Below are 18,478 nucleotides of genomic sequence, written 5' to 3' on the forward strand. Positions count from 1 at the left end.
GTTAATCTTCTATAACTTTTGAAACTACTAAATAACCGTTCTTTTCTTTCGGAAAGTTTTCTTTTATTATTGTGCGTTCTATTTCAGAACTTTTAACTACGATATCTTCTCGCAAATCAGTTAATGACACAGCGTTGTAATTGCCATTGCTAGAAGTATTGTTATCTGTATGTGCATTTTTAATTACATCAAATAATTGATTAACCGCTTCCGAAGGTTTCGCGCCTTTAATACTCGATAAAATATCGACTGTCATTATTTTACTCATATGCTTTAATATCTATAATTAATAAAAAAGCCTTCCAAATTTGGAAGGCTTTATTTATATATGTTTAAACAACAACCTTCCAGTCCTAACAATTAGGATTATTGAAATTATTATTGTTGTTATTATGTTTCATTTTTGTTTAAAAATTGGTGGCAAATATATATAGAATTGTTTTGCTCACAATTTATTTTTTTAAAATATTTAATCTTTTTATTATTTAAAAATACACCAATAATCTGATCAAAAATTATTGGTGTAGTAATCAATTCAAATAGTTATACAAAAGTTTGTATTTCTATGCAAATAACTAATTATTAGTTATTAAAATAAAGTTAAATATTAATTATAGTTATATATTGAAACTAAATTATTTATAATTATAATAAAAAATTAATTCTTTACTTATTTTACTCTAATCATATTACAATCTATTATATAGTTAAAAAAAAATATAAGAATATTTGTTCAAATAGATTTAGGTCTCTACATTTGCCATTCAATGATGAAACAAATAAACATATGGTGGTGGAACTCTCTTAATCAATAAGTGAGAATAGATCCTATATGTAAAAAATAAAGAAAAGGCTTATCTCACGATAAGCCTTTTTTTATAATACGCTTTTTTTGAAGCAAAACATAAAATGAAAAAATTACAATTTAAGACAACAAGTAAAAAACGGATATCGGATACTGTAACACCAGTAGGTTTGTATTTGCGTTTTAGAGATAAATATGCGAATTCACTTTTACTAGAAAGTTCAGATTATCATAGTAAAGAAGAAAGTTTTTCTTTTATATGTATTGAGCCTGTAGTTTCAATGAAGGCTGATAAAAATCAGTTTACGGTTACACATAAAGGAGTAGAGTTGTCTAAAAATACAATAGATAGAAGTTTTTTCGATTTATTTACTGATTTTTCTAAGACGATAGATTTAGATTGTGATGATGAACTAAAATCATTTAATGGCTTATATGGTTATACAACCTATGATTCCGTTAAATATTTCGAAACTGTTCAGTTAAATAATCCTGATGCACCTTCTGCAATTCCAGAAATGCAGTATAGTTTTTATCGATTTATTATTGCTATCAATCATTTTAATGATGAAATGACCTTGATAGAAAATATAGAAGAAGGTACCGAATCAAGAATTTCTGAAGTAGAAACGATTATAGAATCTCAAGTTTTTAACACCAACACATTTGATATTGTAGATGATGAAACTTCAAATTGTACAAACGAAGATTTTAAAGAATATGTAAGAAAAGCAAAATCTCATTGTAAAAGAGGAGATGTTTTTCAGTTGGTTTTATCACGTCAGTTTCAACAAAAATTTAAAGGAGATGAATTCAATGTTTATCGAGCTTTGCGTTCTATAAATCCGTCACCCTATTTATTTTATTTTGATTATGGTTCTTTTAAATTGATGGGATCATCACCTGAAGCACAGATAAAAATATCTGCAGGAAAAGCAACCATCAATCCAATTGCTGGTACGTTTAGAAGAACTGGTGATATGGCTGAGGATATTAAACTTGGTAAAAAACTTTCTGAAGATAAAAAGGAAACTGCTGAGCATGTAATGTTGGTAGATTTAGCGCGTAACGATTTAAGTAAACATGCTGATAATGTAACTGTAGAGGTTTTTAAAGAAGTGCAATATTTTAGTCATGTTATTCATTTAGTTTCTACCATAGAAGGAAAAATTAAAGGAAAACCAATAGAAATTGTTGGCGATACTTTTCCTGCAGGAACCTTAAGCGGCGCGCCAAAATATAAAGCGATGGAGCTCATTAATAAATACGAAAATCAGTCTCGAGGATTTTATGGCGGAGCAGTAGGAATTATTGGTTTAGATGGTTCTGTTAATTTAGCAATTGCAATTCGTTCTTTTGTGAGTAAAAGTAATGTGTTGTATTATCAAGCTGGAGCAGGAATTGTAATTCATTCTGATGAAGAAAAAGAATTACAAGAAGTAAATAATAAGTTGGCAGCGTTGAAAAAAGCGTTGACTTTAGCAGAAAATATATAAAATGAAAAACATTCTATTTTTATGTTTGTTGATATTTCTAGTTTCTTGTAATAAAAACAAGAAATATGTTGAAGAAGCTATAGAAATAATTGAAAACAATTCGATTAGAAAAGATTCAATAAATTGGAATTCTTTTAAAAGCAACTTGTTAGAAGAGATTAAGAAAGAAGATGACTTGACAGAGTTACATGCTTTAATTAGCAAAGCCTTATATGGTTTAGGAGATAATCATAGTTTTTTATTAACTAAAGATGTTCAAGCTAAAATTTTTAATGATAGAAACCCAATTCCAAGAGTTTATTCAGATACAATTTCTGATAAAATAGGTTACATAAAAATACCACAATTTTTAGGAAATGATAGACAAGTAAATCAGTTTGCAAATGATATTCAAGATGAAATAAAATGGTTAGATAGTTATGATTTAAATAACTATATTATTGATTTAAGAGGAAATACAGGAGGAAATATGTTTCCTATGTATTTAGGTTTAGCTCCAATTTTAGGTACTGATGTTTCAGGGTTTTTTAAAATGACAAACGATAAATTATTGCCTTGGAGTTATAAAAGTAACAGTGTTTTTGTAGGAGATGAAAAAATGTTAGAAATAGAAGATTCGTATTCTTTAAAATCGGATATTCATAAAATTGCTGTTTTAATTGATGGAGAGACTGGTAGTTCTGGTGAAGCAATTGCGATTGCTTTTAAAGGAATGAAAAACACAAAGTTTTTTGGTCAATCAACTTATGGAATTTCTACAGGAAATGATGTCTTTGTGTTAAGCGATGGCACAAAAATGGTTTTAACAACAAGTATTTTTGTAGATAGAAATAAAAAAATATACGGAGGTAAAGTTGAACCAGATGCTATAACATACCAACCGAAAAAAGAAGCTATAGAATGGTTGTTAAATACCAACACTAATAAATAAAAAATGAAAATATTAATTTTAGATAATTACGATTCTTTTACCTATAACTTGGTTCATATGGTAGAGAAAATTACTGGCAATTTTCCTGCAGTTTTTAGAAATGATGAAATCAGTATTGACGCCATAAATAACTACGATTTAATTATGCTGTCTCCAGGACCAGGAATTCCGGATGAAGCTGGAATATTAAAGGAAGTTATTAAGACGTATGCTGGTAGAAAACCAATTTTTGGAGTATGTCTTGGTTTACAAGCCATCACAGAAGTTTTTGGAGGTAAAATCATTAACCTAGAAGAAGTTTTTCATGGAGTTGCAACCGAAATGAGGGTCATAGATCCATCAAGTGTTATTTTTAAAGATATTCATGAAACGTTCTTAGCAGCACGTTATCATTCTTGGTTAGCTTCAGATGAAGGTTTTCCTGAGCAAATTAAAGTAACTGCAAGAGATGAAGATGGGGGAATTCAAGCAATTGAACATAAAGAATATCAAATAAGTGCAGTGCAGTTTCACCCAGAATCTATTTTAACGGAAGTTGGTGAGCAGATTGTTACAAATTTTATTCAAAGCTGTAAACCAAGAGCTTAAAGCGAAAAGCCAATAGAATGAAAGAAATACTAAATAAATTATATCAACATAAAAGGTTATCAAAATCTGAAGCAAAACAAATCTTGATAGATATTGCCGCAGAAAAATATAACGATGCGCATTTGTCGTCTTTTTTAACGGTGTTTATGATGCGCCCAATTACAGTTGATGAACTTTCAGGGTTTAGAAATGCGTTAAAAGAATTAGCGATAAAAGTAGATTTTTCAGACTATAATACCATTGATATTGTTGGTACTGGTGGTGATGGAAAAGACACGTTTAATATATCAACTTTAACTTCTTTTATAGTTGCAGGAACTGGCCAGAAAGTTGCAAAACATGGTAATTATTCTGTGTCTTCGCAATCAGGTTCTTCAGATATGTTAGAAAGTTTTGGTTATGAATTTACTAATGATGAATCAATTTTAAAAAGTCATTTAGAAAAAGCTAATATTTGTTTTTTGCATGCACCAAAATTTCATCCAGCTATGAAAGCAGTTGGGCAAACAAGGAAAGCGCTAAAATTAAAAACGTTTTTTAATATGTTAGGACCATTGGTAAATCCGAGTTCACCTCAAAATCAATTATTAGGAACATTTAACTTGGAAGTTGCACGTTTGTATAATTATATTTTGCAAGAAGAAAATTCTAATTACGGAATTGTGCATGCTTTAGATGGTTATGATGAAATTTCCCTAACTGGGGGATTTAAATTGTTTACCAAAAATGGAGAGCAATTAATTAATCCGGAAGATTTAGGGCAAAAAAGGTTGCAACAATCAGATATTTTTGGAGGTAATTCTGTAGCTGATGCAGCAAGGATTTTCAAAACTATTATTGATGGAAATGGAACTGATGCACAAAATTCTGTAGTATTAACAAATACAGCTTTTGCATTACAAATAGTTGATGAAACAAAGAGTTTTGAAAATGCATATGAAGAAGCTAAAGATTCGTTATTTGGATTAAAAGCAAAAAGGACTTTAGAAAAACTAGTAAATATTTAAAATGAAGAAAAAAAGTGATTTAATATCTATTATCCCTGCATTTTTATTAATGGGGACAGCTTTGGGTATTCAAACTCAGAATATTTTAAAACATTCAATAATTGGGTTAATAGTTGGAATAATAGTTTACTTTTTCTTAACAAATAGAAATAAAAGAATAAATAAAACGAAGTCATAATATGACAATACTCGATAAAATAATAGCCTTCAAAAAGAAGGAAATAACAAAAATAAAAACAGAAGTTCCTGTTAAAAAATTGGTAGAAAGTCCAAAGTTTAAAAGAACACCTTTGTCGTTAAAAAAGTCGTTGTTAGAAGTTGGTTCTACAGGAATTATTGCAGAGTTTAAACGTCAATCGCCATCAAAAGGAATTATTAATGACAAGGCTACAATTACTGATGTAACAAATGGATATTTGGATGCTAATGTTGCAGCTCAATCCATTTTAACAGATACTTCATTTTTTGGAGGTACGATGGCAGATTTAATGGAAGCGAGAATTATTAATCAACAAAAACCAATTTTACGGAAAGATTTTGTTGTGGATGGATTTCAAATTGTTGAAGCAAAAGCAATTGGAGCTGATGTAATTCTATTGATAGCAACCTGTTTAACTGCTCAGGAATTAAAAAATTACGGACAACTTGCAACTGATCTTGGAATGGAAGTTTTGTATGAAGTACATACCAAAGAAGATTTAGATAAGATTAATGATTTGGATGGGAAAATCATCGGAATTAATAATAGAAATCTAAAAACCTTTAAGGTAGATTTAGAGCATTCAATCGCTTTAGCGAATCAAATTCCTGATACTTGTGTTAAAGTTTCTGAAAGTGGAATTTCTGACCCAAAAATTATTACAGGTTTAAAAGAGTTTGGATTTCATGGTTTTTTAATCGGAGAAAATTTCATGAAAACCGATAATCCAGGTGAAGCTTGTCAAGAATTTATCAGTCAAATTCGATAATTATGAAGCTGAAAGTTTGTGGAATGAAATATCTAGAAAATATCCAACAAGTTGCTGAGTTGCAACCTGAGTATTTGGGTTTTATTTTCTATGATAAATCGAAACGTAATTTTGAAGGAATCATTCCTGAATTCCCAAAATCAATTAAGAAAACAGGTGTTTTTGTTAATGAATATATAGAGATTTTAATTTCTATGGTTGAAGAATATCAGTTAGAGGCAATTCAGTTACATGGGGATGAATCTGTAGAATATATTAATAAATTAAGAAATCAATTAGCAGAAAGAAGAGCCTTGTTTATTGAAGAAAATAAGCAGATAAGAAAGAAAAAAAATCAACATTTTATTTCTAAATCACCAATTGAAATTATAAAAGTATTTGGTATTAAAGATGAATTTAATTTTGATGTTTTAAAACCTTATGAAGATGTAGTTGATTTCTTTTTGTTTGATACTAAAGGAAAAGAAAGAGGAGGGAATGGTGTTGTTTTTAATTGGGAAGTATTAAAAAATTATCCATCCAAAAAACCATTTTTTTTAAGCGGAGGAATCGGTTTAGAACAATTAAAAGAAGTAAAAGAGATTTTAAATACTGAGTTACCAATTTATGCAGTTGATGTTAATAGTCAATTTGAAATTAAACCAGGATTAAAATCTATAGAAAATATAAAGAAGTTTAAAAATGAAATTTAAACCTACAAAAGAAGGGTATTACGGACAGTTTGGAGGCGCATTTATCCCTGAGTTATTATATCCTAATGTGAAAGAATTAGAAGATAATTATATTCAAATTATCGAATCTTCTGAGTTTCAAAAAGAGTATAAATCGTTGTTGAAGGATTATGTTGGTCGTCCAACACCATTGTATTTAGCAAAACGATTATCAGAAAAATATGGTGTTACTATTTACCTAAAAAGAGAAGATTTAAATCATACAGGAGCGCATAAAGTAAACAATACGGTTGGTCAAATTCTTATAGCAAAAAAATTAGGTAAAACTAAAATTATTGCTGAAACTGGAGCGGGACAACATGGAGTTGCAACTGCAACTGTTTGCGCTTTAATGGGATTAGAATGTACTGTTTTTATGGGGGAGATTGATATTAAACGTCAAGCGCCCAATGTTGCTAGAATGAAAATGTTAGGAGCAAAAGTTGTTGCTGCCACAAGCGGAAGTAAAACGTTAAAAGATGCTACTAATGAAGCAATTCGTTACTGGATTCAGAATCCTGAAACCTATTATTTAATTGGTTCTGTAGTTGGGCCACATCCTTATCCAGATATGGTAGCGCGTTTACAAGCTATTATTTCTGAAGAAATGAAATGGCAATTAAAAGAACAAACTGGTAAAGAAAATCCGGACACGGTAATTGCTTGTGTTGGTGGTGGTTCTAATGCGGCTGGTGCTTTTTATCATTATTTAGAGGATGATAAAGTTGAGTTAATTGCTGTTGAAGCTGCAGGTTTAGGAGTTCATTCCGGAGAAAGTGCTGCTACTTCTCAATTAGGAGAAGTTGGTGTAATCCATGGAAGTAAAACTATTTTAATGCAAGATGATTATGGTCAAATAGTTGAACCATATTCAATTTCTGCAGGATTGGATTATCCTGGAGTTGGCCCTTTACATGCCTATTTATTTGAAAGTAAACGAGCTGAATTTATGAATGCGACTGATAAAGAAGCATTAGATGCTGCTTATGAATTAACTAAAATTGAAGGAATTATTCCTGCATTAGAAAGCGCCCATGCATTGGCTGTTTTACCTAAGATGAATTTAAGAAAAGATCAAGTTGTTATTGTTAATTTATCGGGTAGAGGAGACAAAGATTTAGAAACGTATATTAAACATTTAAGCGATTAGCCATTAGCTAAAAGCCAAAAGCTTTAGAAATGAATTCAATCAAAAATATATTCAATCAAAAAAAGGAAGGAATACTTTCAATTTATTTTACTTCTGGATTTCCAAAATTAAATGATACTACAAAAGTAATTCAGAATTTATCTGAAAGCGGTGTAGATTTTATTGAAGTTGGTTTGCCTTATTCAGATCCATTAGCAGATGGCCCAACGATACAAGATAGTAGCCAGGTTGCATTAAAAAACGGAATAAATTTAGACTTGATTTTTGATCAGTTAAAATCTATAAAAGAGACAAATAAAACTCCGTTAGTGATTATGGGGTATTTGAATCAGGTGATAAAATATGGTGAAGAAAAGTTCTGTGAAGCTTGTGTATCTTGTGGAGTCGACACCGTTATTTTACCAGATTTACCAATGATTGAGTACGAAAATCATTATCAAGAGTTATTTAAAAAATATGGAATAACAAATGTCTTTTTAATTACACCTCATACATCCGAAGAACGAATTAGAAAAATAGATTCTTATTCGGATGCTTTTATTTATGTTGTTGCTTCTGCTTCAATTACAGGTGCAAAGGGAGAAATTTCCAATCAGCAAATAGCTTATTTTGAAAGAATAAAATCAATGAATCTTCAAAGTAATTTGGTTGTTGGTTTTGGTATTTCTGATAACAAAACTTTTACAACTGCTTGTAATTATATGAATGGTGCCATTATTGGTTCTGCTTTTATAAAAGCGTTAGAGAAAAATGGAGTTGATAAAATTGATGGTTTTATTAAGTCAATTATAACTTAAATAAAAAGGCGAAACTAAAAAGTTTCGCCTTTTTTAATACTTTCAAATTGCGATTAATGTTGTATAAGTATCATTTTTGATGCACTAACATTATATTTATCAGAAAACTTAACTAAGTACATTCCATTAGCTAATTTTGAAGTGTCAAAAGTTTGATTTGAATTTTCTATTTTCCTTGAGATAAGCATTTTACCTAAAACGTTGAAAATTTCAATCTTATTGACTCTTTCATTTATGTTTTTTAAATTTAAATGTTGGTTTGCAGGTATTGGATACATAGAAGCTTTGCTCAATTCATTACTTATTGTAGAAGCTGTAGATGCTTCTTTATAGAATTTTATTTCACTAATTGTATTCCAAGCACTTGTGTTAGCTTCTGTTGTAGCATTTATTCTTCCAAAACAAATTAATTTTACATATGTAACCCCAGTTTGTACACTTGGTAATATAAATTGCTTATAAGTTCCATCTAAATTACTTTGTTGTTTAGCTCCATTGAAAACATCTGTAAAATCTGCAGCTTCTTTTCCTGTAGTAGATACTAAAAATTGAAAAGCATAAGGATCACTTTTAGCAACAGTTAGGTATTGAAATTCAGCTAAGTTATAAGCGGCACCAAGATTAATAATAATTGATGCTTCTCCTGTTGCATTTCCTAAATTACCAGCCCAATCAGTATCTGGGTCATTATCTGTAATTCTTTCTTTTACATTATTTTTTGTATCAGATTTTTCTTCATCAAATGCAAATTCTACAGTAATTCCAGTAGTAATTTCTGTATTAGTTGAAGTTACAGGTACTTCTTGAGAAAACCCATTAAATGCTAGTAAAAAAACTAATGTTCCTAAATAGTTTTTTGTTTGTTTTAAAAATTTTAAAGTAATCATTTTTTCGATATTTTTTTATTTTAATTTAATATATTTGGTAAACCAAACTGGTGTGCCAATTTGGTTTACCAAATATATTAAATTATATTTAAATCTTAAAAATTGATTAAATGCCAGTAAGTTAAATGATTTTTCATGAAAATTATTAGTAATAAAATAATGCCTATTGTGAGTTTAGGTATAATGAAAAGTAAATAATATTTTAGTTTACACTAATCAATTTAATGTCAAATATAATTACTTTACCCCCTAATGGATTAAAAGAGGATAATTTTCCTGAATATCCAATTTTAGAAGGAATAATTAGTTTCGCAGAACCACCTTCTTGAAGATATGTTATTCCTTCAGAAAAACCAGGAATTAGTCTATTTAAATCATAATTAACACCAATATCTGGGCTTTCTTCAAAAACAATTCCATCAGTTGTGTATCCCTTATAATAAACAGTTACATTAGAAGAAAGAGTTGGGGTTTTCCCTGTGCCTTTATCGATAATTATATAATATAACCCAGTGCTACTTTTTTTAGGAGTTAAATTGTTTTTAGAAATATAATCTTGAATTTCTATTTCATTAAGAGAATCATAATCAATTACTTCTTCTTCAATAGTTTCAGTTGAAGAACATGAAACAAATAGAAGTGTTACAAATACTATAGATATAATTGATTTCATTAAGAATGATTTTAATTTGGAGGCAAATATAAGTGGAAAGTTTTAATATTTTTTTTCCAAAAAAGTTAAATCATTAAAATTTATAATTTTAAAAGAAGAATTATTTAACTAGAATTAATTTTTTACTAAAAGAAAAGTAAATAAATAAATCCAGAAATAAATAAATACATGGTAGTTAAAGCAAGTTCGAGTCTATAGCGTTTTATGAGTTTCATTAGTGACATTTATTATTAGATACCAGTTTGTAAAAAAGGTTGCGTCATTTTATGAAAAAAAAGAAGCCAGAATAAATATTATCCTGACTTCTTTAAACTAACTTTTTCTTTTATGGAATTATTCCTTAATTATTTTTTTAGTGATAATCCCTTTTTCAGTTTTCATTTTTAATAAATAGATTCCTGAATTAATTCTCTCTAAATTGATTTTAAGTTTTGTTGTTTCTATTACTTTTTTACCAAGTAAGTTATAGATAGAAACCTTTTCAACTTTAGAATTACTCCTTATGTTTAAGGTGTTTTTAGCTGGATTTGGATATATAAAATATTCAATTCCTTTCTCTTCATCTATACTTGCAGTTGAACTAAATATTGCAGTAATGTTTTTATCTGCATCCATTGTTATTGATAATGGATTTGTAGTTCCAGATGCATCTCCAGACCAATTAACAAATTGATACCCTGTATTAGGAGTTGCTGTTAAGGTTAAAGATTCTCCATCATCATAAGTAGATTTTCCTTTAAGTATAGGATTTATTGAGACGGTTCCATTTGTTGCGGTAATTGTTAATGTACGTTGTATTTTTACAAAAGTGGCAGTAACTATTTTATGTCCATTCATAACAATTGTAAATTGATTTGTCGTCCCAGAAGCATGACCCGCCCAATTCTTAAATTCATATCCAGTATCTGGAGTTGCTGTTAATGTAACAGAGGTTCCTTCATCATATTTTCCGTTTGTTGGATTTGGATTTGTAACGATAGTTCCATTTGAGGAAGTCAATGTTAGAATGTATTGAATCCTACTAAACATAGCTGTAATATTTTTGTCAGCATCCATTGTAATTGTTAATGGATCTGTTGTTCCAGATGCATCACCAGACCACCCATCAAATTGATAACCTGCATTTGGTGTAGGAGTTAAAGTAATTGCAGTTCCGTAATCATACGTTCCATTTGTAGGGTTTGGATTTGTAGCTACACTACCATTTGTTGCTGTTAAAGTTAATGAATGTTGGATTTTAGCAAAAACTGCAGTAACATTTTTATCAGCATCCATCGTAATAGTTAATGGATTTGTTGTGTTTGTATTACCAGTTCCTGCAAAATCTCCTGTCCAATGTGAAAACTCATATCCTGAATCTGGAACAGGAGTTAGAGTCACTACAGTTCCGTCATCAAAAGTTCCACTATTTCCAGTTATTGTTGTAGGAGTTGGATTTACAGTTATAGTTCCGTTTGTTTCTACAATAGTTAATGTACGCTGTGTTTTAATAAACATTGCAGTAATGTTTTTATCAGCATCCATTGTAATAGTTAATGGATTGGTGGTTCCAGTTGCATCTCCAGACCAACCATTAAATTGATATCCAGTATCTGGGGTTGCTGTTAGTGTAACACTTGTACCGTCTGTATAAATTCCATTTGTAGGATTTGGGTTTGTTGTTATATTACCATTGGTCGCAGTAATTGTTAAAGTTCTATTATTTTGTGCAGGATCATATTCAAAAGCTCCCATATCTACAGTTGTATTGTAGATTCTTGAATTTCCAGCTAAATCTAAAGTAACCCCACTCGGAATTTTACTATTATCACCAGTATCAACAGCAGGAGAAGTAGCTTGTAATTTAAAATCTGATGCTAGTAATGGATCTGAATTACTAGTATTTGTTAAAAAAGCTAAATTTGAAAAGTTATCCTCATCAATTGAGTTGTTTACAAGTGTTGTATTTGGTAATGAAACATGACCTTTATTGATTGCCTTTGTTACAACATTGCTTGCTCCTTTATTGTTATAAAAGATGCTATTAGAAATGTTTGCATTGTGTGTGCTACTACCTCCAGTATTTTTAGCTAAACTTAGAACTCCTCTTTCTGTACTGGCTTGTGTTCCAATATCAGTATTATTTGCAAACGTACAGTTTGTTATGTTTGAAGTTACGTTAGATCCAGAAGCGTTCGCCCTTATCCATAAAGCACTTGCTGTATATCCTTTTTCTGTTCCGCTTTTATCTTTTGAAGTATTATTAGTAAATAAACAGTTTGTAATATTATAAGTAACTGTTCTATTCTTATTCGTTAAAAAATATCCCACAGAACCATACCTACTAAGGTTATTGTTAAAAACACTGTTTTGAATATTAATACTCGCATTTATATCAAAATAGGCTCTTATTGCTCCTCCTGTTAATCCAACATTGTTCTTAAAAGAACAGTTTTTAAGAGTTAGCGAATTAGCAGTATCAGCAACTAAAATTGCAGATCCATAAGCATTGGTAGAAGTACCATTAGCGTGTCCATCATTTATTTGAATTCCATCAATAATAATATCATTTGCGTTTAATTTTACAATATGATAACTATTTTCAGTTCTGCCCATTGCAGAAAAATCTACGCCTGTATCATCTCCATTCAAATCTCCCGATAGAATTGTTGGATTGTCATTTATTTTACGTTCAGAAATTGTTGTTTCTGTTCCAGCAAAACCACCGTAAATTTTAAGATTATTTACACTTAAATTAAAAGCATCCGATCTTCCAGTACCTGGTTTATAAGTTCCTTTAGCAATCCAAATTTCTGAAGTATTATTTCCAATTTCATTAAAAACATCTTTTAAATCAGATTTTGCATTTGCCCAAGAATCTCCAGAATTATTTCCTCCAGACACATTTGCATTAACATAATATTTAGCTATTGAAGGCGTTGGTTGATATTTTTTTATAGAAACTTTACCTCCATCTAAAAAGAATAAGTAAAGGTGATTATCTGTAGAATTAAATTTTATTCCGCTAAAAAAATCAGCCGTATTAGTGGTTATATTTAAATCGGGTAATGTAGACCAGAAAGAAGAACTGTATTTCTGAAATTGTAACTTATCACTAGAATCAGAATACATTAAATATGCTCTGTTTTGAGTTTTGTCTTCTGCTAAACTTAAAATATCACTAGTATTATTAGTTGTATTAAGAGGTTGTGGAGTTGTTTGGTCTTTATATCCAAAAATTATTCTTTTAGCTCCAGCGTTTCCAACAGCTTCATTTTGCCCTGCCCAATAATTTCCTCCAGAAACTGAGGTCATTTTTATTAACCTTGCTGGATCTATGTTTTTATGATAATCATTATTACCAGTATTAAAAATGTGTTGATACACATCTGCACGTTGTACAACTGCAGTGTGATTTATCGTATTATTAACTACATATTTATTATATGCTGTTGGATAAGTTGCCATAGCTTTAATGCTATAAACTTGATCATAGCTCCAAGAAGAAGTTCCGCCTCCATTTACAACACCTACATCATAAAACCTTCTTAATAGATGATTAGCGGTGTTATTTGAGACATTTTGATGTCCAAAAACATAAATATTATTATTCGTATCGTATTGAATACTTAAAGGCGCAATTTCTCTAATGGCATCACTTCCGTTTAAACTTGTTTTAATAGCAACCCAATTTGTACCATCAAATTTATAAATATCAATTCTATTTGTTGTTTTATTTTTAAAAGCAACATTAGGTTCATTTGTAGATGGGTTAAAGGCAATGTTAATTAATACTGCTTCATTTGCTATAATAGCTCCTGTACCAACTGCCACCCAGTTTGTGCCATCAAACTTAACAACATAAGGTTTGTTGGCGTCTAAAACATTTGCGTAAATAACATAAGGATTTCCCGTTGTTGGATGAAAAGCCATTGCCGCATCCTTTGCAAAATTTGTAAACTTAGCACTTCCTACTTGTGTCCAATTCTGTCCAAAACTCAAACTTGAGATTAGAAAAAGTAAATAAAATAATTTTGATTTCATATTTTCTTGATTTTTTATGAAAACAAAATTGCCCCTAATATTTATTTAAATTAGAGGCAAATTTCTGAAATGTAGATATGAGTTTCTAAACTCCTTAGATGTTTTGTACAATGGTTAAAAATTCTTCTTTTTTATCTTTAGATATTGATACTACTTTATCATTTTCCATTAAAATGTACCCGCCATCTTTTTTAATATATTCTTTTATGTAAGATAAATTTATAAGATATGATCGATGAGGTTTATAAAATATATTTATATTTTGTAATAGATCTACAAAAAACTTTAAAGGTTTGCTGACTAAAATAGTACCATCATTTTTTGTAGATACTTTTGCATACATTCCATCTGCTTCTAAAGAAATTATATCATTAAAATTAACAAATTTTATTCCATCTGCATTTGGTAATCCTATTTTTTTGAAATTAGAATCTTGAAGACTTTCTTTTAGTTCTGTTAATCTTTTATTTATTTGCGAGTTTCCTAAAAAGGCCACTGCTTTATCAACAGCTTCTTTAACTTGATTTGGTCTTACGGGTTTTAATAAATAATCTATAGCAGATAGCTGAAAAGCTTTTATTGCATATTCACTATAAGCAGTTGTAAAAATAATTTCGAAATTATAAACTTCTTTTTCAATATAATTTAGGATTTCTAAACCAGAATGTTCTGGCATTTCTATATCTAAAAAAACAATACTTGGTGTTTCATTTTTAATTAAATCTACTCCATTAAGTAAATTTTCTGCTTCAAAAATTTCTGTAATCTTTGGGCAGTTTTCTTCAATTAAAATTCTTAGAACTTGCCTTGCTTTTTTCTCGTCATCTATAATTAATGCCTTCATGTATATTATTTTATAACAGGTATTTTTAAAATAACTTTTGTTCCTAAAGCTTTACTATCGTCTTTTAAATCTATGATTTCTACACCTATTTTTTTTTCTTTGCCAAAGTTTAATAAATCTAATCGTTGTGATGTAGCATTGGATGCAAAAGATTTATGATGTAATTCTTTTTTCGCATTTAATTCTTTTGATTTTTCCCTTCCAACACCATTATCTTCTATAATACACTCTATAATTTTATTAGACTCTTTACTTATAGATATACTTAACTTTCGTTCTTCTTTTATGTGTAACAAACCATGTTTTAATGCATTTTCTACATAAGGTTGAATTAGCATTGTTGGTATTTTTATTGTTTCAGAATTTGCATTATCATCAATTTTAAAAGAATATTGCAGTTGTTCTTCAAAACGTAGTTTTTCTAATTCTAAGTATAAATTAAGATTGTGTATTTCATCAGGAATAGAGATAAATCCTAAATCACTAAAATGAAGATAATTTCGAATTAAGTCTGCAAATTTCCCTAAATAATCGCTAGCTAAGTTTTTTTGATTTAGAACAATATAATCTTGAATAGAATTTAAAGCATTAAATATAAAATGTGGATTCATCTGAGCTTTTAGTGCTTTTAATTCTGAATCTTTATATTGTTTTTCTAGCGCTAATCTTTTTTGAATTTCTTTTAGTTCTAAAGCTATTAACTCTGTTTTTTTCTTAGCTTTTAAGCGACCAAAATAAAATAATGAAGCAATTAATAGTAAACAAGCAATTACAATGGAACCTATAAATAAGTTTCTGTTTTTTTTGCTTTCTAATTCTGCTATTTCTTTTTGGTTTTTAATTTTTTCAGTTTCAAACTTTGTTTGAGAATCCGCTAAGAATTTTCTTTTTTCTATATTAAAAATAGAATCTTTAATTGAAATGAATTTCTTGTTAGATTTTAAAGCATTTCCTTGTTGATTTAAGATAGAATAAGCAACAAATAAATGTTGATTAATCCTCATTTGATAAGATAAGTTCTCTATTTCTTTGAATTTTACTAGCCCTTTTGTGTAAAATGGAATAGATGCTTTATGATTTCCTTCTATAGAATATAATGTCCCTAAAGTATAATTTGCATAGGCAATATTATTTATTTGCTTTTTGTTTTTAAATGTATTATTTGCCTTGTCAGCATAAGTTCTTGATACTTTTAAATTTTCTATTTTTTTTTCTCTTAAATATAATATTTTATAAAATCGACTATATTTAATTTGTGTCATTGCAATACCACTTTCACAATCTTTCTTTTTAAAAATAGTATTGGCTTTATTTAAGTGAATTAATGCGTTATTAAACTTATTGCCTTTAATATTCATGTAAATATTTGCTGCATTAAGATGTATCCTAGCAAGTTGTATTGAATTTGGTTCTTTCTCTAATTCAGAGATTAGATTTAAACAAATCTCAATACCTTTTTCAAAATTATCATTTTCTCTTTCTATCTTAGCAATGTTATTTTTTACTTCAATTAATGCTTCAGTGTCCTTAGTAATATCTAATAACTTTATTGCTTTTAAGCAATAATTCATAGACGCTGAAAAATCTCCTTTTGTATAATAATAACTTGAGTAGGCTACAAAAGCTCTTGCAATTCCTTCTATGAAATTATTTTTTTCAGAAAAAATTAAAACATTTTCTATATTGGATAAACTTTCGTTGTAGTTTTTATTGTTATAATATAGACCTAAATCTAAAATTCCTAGTGCATTATTTTTATTAATTTCTTGATTGTTAAACTTTTTAAGATCAAAATTATCACTACAGATATTCTGAGAAAAACTAATAAGTATATTTAATAAAAAAAGAATGGAGGTTAGTTTAAATTTCATAAAAGCTTAATAGTGCAAGTGTGAAAATAGATGAAAATGAATTAATAATAATATAAAATTTCTGAAATGTTAAAACAAACTTCTAAAGTGTAATGTTTAACTTTTAAGAGAATTTGATTAATTTACCTGTTCACCATTTACAAAAGTTTTTAATGCTTTAGTTTCAGGAATCTCTTTTCCTTTAACTTTCATGATATTCTGATTTAAAATCACGAAATCTGCAGATTTTCCAACTTCAATAGATCCTTTTTTATTTTCTTCAAAGTTTGAAAAAGCAGCCCAAATGGTCATTCCTTTTAAAGTTTCTTCTCTCGATAATGCATTTTCCATTTGATACCCACCTTCTGGGTAATTGTTGAGGTCTTTTCTAACTGTAGCTGCATAAAATGTTAAATAAGGATTTACTTTTTCAACAGGATAATCTGTTCCTAAAGCTACTTTTCCGTAAATGTTTAGTAATTTTTTATAGGCATATCCACCTTTAATTCTTTTTTCGCCAACTCTATCTCCAGCCCAATACATATCTGATGTTGCATGTGTTGGTTGAATGGAAGGAATGATGTTTTTAAAACCATCGAAATCATTCTCATCAACAATTTGAGCATGCTCTATCCTCCAACGTCTATCTTTTTTATTTTTTAATACTTTCTGATAGGTTTTTAATAGTAAATAATTTGTCGAATCTCCAATAGCATGCGTATTCATTTGATAATCAGAATTCGCAATTTGTTCTGCAATTTCTTGATATCTTTCTGGTGAATATATTAAGGCTCCAAAATGATTTTCTCTATCGGAGTATGATTTTTTTAATGCAGCTCCTCTAGAGCCTAAAGCGCCATCACCATATACTTTAAAAGAACGCACGTTTAATCTATCCGTTTTTATAATTCCTTTTTTAGTGTAATAATCTAAGTTAGGTTGTGTTGCTGAAACCATGGCATAGATTTTAATTTTTAAATCTCCAGTTTGATGTAAACTATCAATTAATTCAATAATTGGTTTGTCTAAACCAGCATCATCTACGGTTGTTAATCCGTAAGAGAAATTAATTTTCTCTGCTGTTTTTAATGCTTGAATTTGTTCTTTTCTAGTTGGAGTAGGGGGTTTGATATAATCCATGGCATTATCTATTAAAACACCAGTAAGTTCTCCGTTTTCTTGAATAAATTCTCCACCTTCAATTTTTATTGCTTTTGTAATCCCAGCAAAATCTAACGCAGCTTGATTAACTAACAATGCATGTCCATCAATTCTTGTTATTGCCACTGGAATAGTAGGGAATAGTTTATCTAATTTTCCCTTGGTCGGAAACTTTTTAACTTCCCAATCATTTTGATCCCAACCTCGTCCTGTGATAAAAGAAACATTTTTTTCTTTTTGAAAAGTAACTAGTTTTTCTAAGACTTCATCGTAGCTCTTAGTATCAGAAACATCAACTTTTTGTTGTTGTAATCCTAAGCGATAAAAATGACAATGTGCATCAATTAAACCTGGAACAATAGTTTGGCTTTTAGCATCAATAATGTTTTTTGAAGCATATTTTTCTTGAATCTCCTCGTTAGAGCCTACTGCAATAAATTTACCGTCTTTAATCGCAAAAGCTTCAACATTTTCAAAATTGTCATTAACCGTATAGGTGTTAGAATTTATGACAATGCTATCTGCTTGTTTTTTACTGCAAGAAGTAAAAAGGATACTAAAACAAAAAAGAGAAATTAATCTTTTCAT

General features: G+C 29.0%; 16 protein-coding genes. 9 read left to right on the top strand and 7 right to left on the bottom strand.

Annotated elements, in window-relative coordinates; genetic code table 11:
- Position 1: 1 nt before the first annotated feature.
- On the bottom strand, positions 2-268 hold the full coding sequence (locus OD91_RS10785; RefSeq protein WP_186434439.1) for a hypothetical protein: 267 nt from the start codon (positions 266-268) through the stop codon (positions 2-4).
- Between the two features lie 641 nt (positions 269-909).
- Between OD91_RS10785 and OD91_RS10790 the strand changes: the two genes are divergently transcribed.
- From OD91_RS10790 to trpA, 9 genes are read left to right on the top strand one after another with little or no spacing between them, the layout of a single operon-like run.
- On the top strand, positions 910-2,301 hold the full coding sequence (locus OD91_RS10790; protein WP_144896395.1) for an anthranilate synthase component I family protein: 1,392 nt from the start codon (positions 910-912) through the stop codon (positions 2,299-2,301).
- 1 nt (position 2,302) lies between these two features.
- The gene (locus OD91_RS10795) at positions 2,303-3,232 is read left to right on the top strand and encodes a S41 family peptidase (protein ID WP_144896396.1); all 930 of its coding nucleotides are present in this window, start codon (positions 2,303-2,305) and stop codon (positions 3,230-3,232) included.
- Positions 3,233-3,235: 3 nt separating this feature from the next.
- On the top strand, positions 3,236-3,820 hold the full coding sequence (locus OD91_RS10800) for an aminodeoxychorismate/anthranilate synthase component II (protein WP_144896397.1): 585 nt from the start codon (positions 3,236-3,238) through the stop codon (positions 3,818-3,820).
- Positions 3,821-3,837: 17 nt separating this feature from the next.
- Positions 3,838-4,827 (top strand): anthranilate phosphoribosyltransferase, encoded by a 990-nt coding sequence (gene trpD, locus OD91_RS10805; RefSeq protein ID WP_144896398.1) that lies wholly within the window; start codon positions 3,838-3,840, stop codon positions 4,825-4,827.
- Position 4,828: 1 nt separating this feature from the next.
- Positions 4,829-5,005, top strand: a complete 177-nt coding sequence (locus tag OD91_RS13530; RefSeq protein WP_186434440.1) for a hypothetical protein — start codon at positions 4,829-4,831, stop codon at positions 5,003-5,005.
- 1 nt (position 5,006) lies between these two features.
- Positions 5,007-5,795, top strand: coding sequence for an indole-3-glycerol phosphate synthase TrpC (gene trpC, locus OD91_RS10810; RefSeq protein ID WP_144896399.1), 789 nt, complete (start codon positions 5,007-5,009; stop codon positions 5,793-5,795).
- A gap of 2 nt (positions 5,796-5,797) precedes the next feature.
- Entirely contained in the window at positions 5,798-6,487 is a 690-nt protein-coding gene (locus OD91_RS10815; protein ID WP_144896400.1) for a phosphoribosylanthranilate isomerase, read from the top strand.
- A complete protein-coding gene (gene trpB / locus OD91_RS10820) occupies positions 6,477-7,655 on the top strand; it encodes a tryptophan synthase subunit beta (protein WP_144896401.1) in 1,179 nt (392 codons plus the stop codon). Before OD91_RS10815 ends, trpB begins: the two co-directional genes overlap by 11 nt.
- A gap of 29 nt (positions 7,656-7,684) precedes the next feature.
- Complete coding sequence (gene trpA / locus OD91_RS10825) at positions 7,685-8,452, top strand: tryptophan synthase subunit alpha (protein ID WP_144896402.1); 768 nt, start codon at positions 7,685-7,687, stop codon at positions 8,450-8,452.
- Positions 8,453-8,505: 53 nt separating this feature from the next.
- On the opposite strand, the gene OD91_RS10830 is transcribed toward trpA, so the two are convergent.
- The 6 genes from OD91_RS10830 to OD91_RS13535 form a co-directional block, all read right to left on the bottom strand.
- Complete coding sequence (locus OD91_RS10830) at positions 8,506-9,339, bottom strand: T9SS type A sorting domain-containing protein (RefSeq protein ID WP_144896403.1); 834 nt, start codon at positions 9,337-9,339, stop codon at positions 8,506-8,508.
- A gap of 202 nt (positions 9,340-9,541) precedes the next feature.
- Positions 9,542-10,012: an FKBP-type peptidyl-prolyl cis-trans isomerase gene (locus OD91_RS10835; protein WP_144896404.1), complete on the bottom strand. Its 471-nt coding sequence runs from the start codon at positions 10,010-10,012 to the stop codon at positions 9,542-9,544.
- A 333-nt stretch (positions 10,013-10,345) separates the two neighbouring features.
- Positions 10,346-14,035, bottom strand: a complete 3,690-nt coding sequence (locus OD91_RS10840) for a T9SS type A sorting domain-containing protein (RefSeq protein WP_144896405.1) — start codon at positions 14,033-14,035, stop codon at positions 10,346-10,348.
- Positions 14,036-14,129: 94 nt separating this feature from the next.
- The gene (locus OD91_RS10845) at positions 14,130-14,879 is read right to left on the bottom strand and encodes a LytTR family DNA-binding domain-containing protein (protein ID WP_144896406.1); all 750 of its coding nucleotides are present in this window, start codon (positions 14,877-14,879) and stop codon (positions 14,130-14,132) included.
- A 5-nt stretch (positions 14,880-14,884) separates the two neighbouring features.
- A complete protein-coding gene (locus OD91_RS10850) occupies positions 14,885-16,750 on the bottom strand; it encodes a sensor histidine kinase (protein ID WP_144896407.1) in 1,866 nt (621 codons plus the stop codon).
- Between the two features lie 117 nt (positions 16,751-16,867).
- A complete protein-coding gene (locus tag OD91_RS13535) occupies positions 16,868-18,478 on the bottom strand; it encodes an amidohydrolase (protein WP_186434441.1) in 1,611 nt (536 codons plus the stop codon).

It is taken from the genome of Lutibacter sp. Hel_I_33_5, assembly GCF_007827455.1.
Taxonomy (GTDB): domain Bacteria; phylum Bacteroidota; class Bacteroidia; order Flavobacteriales; family Flavobacteriaceae; genus Polaribacter.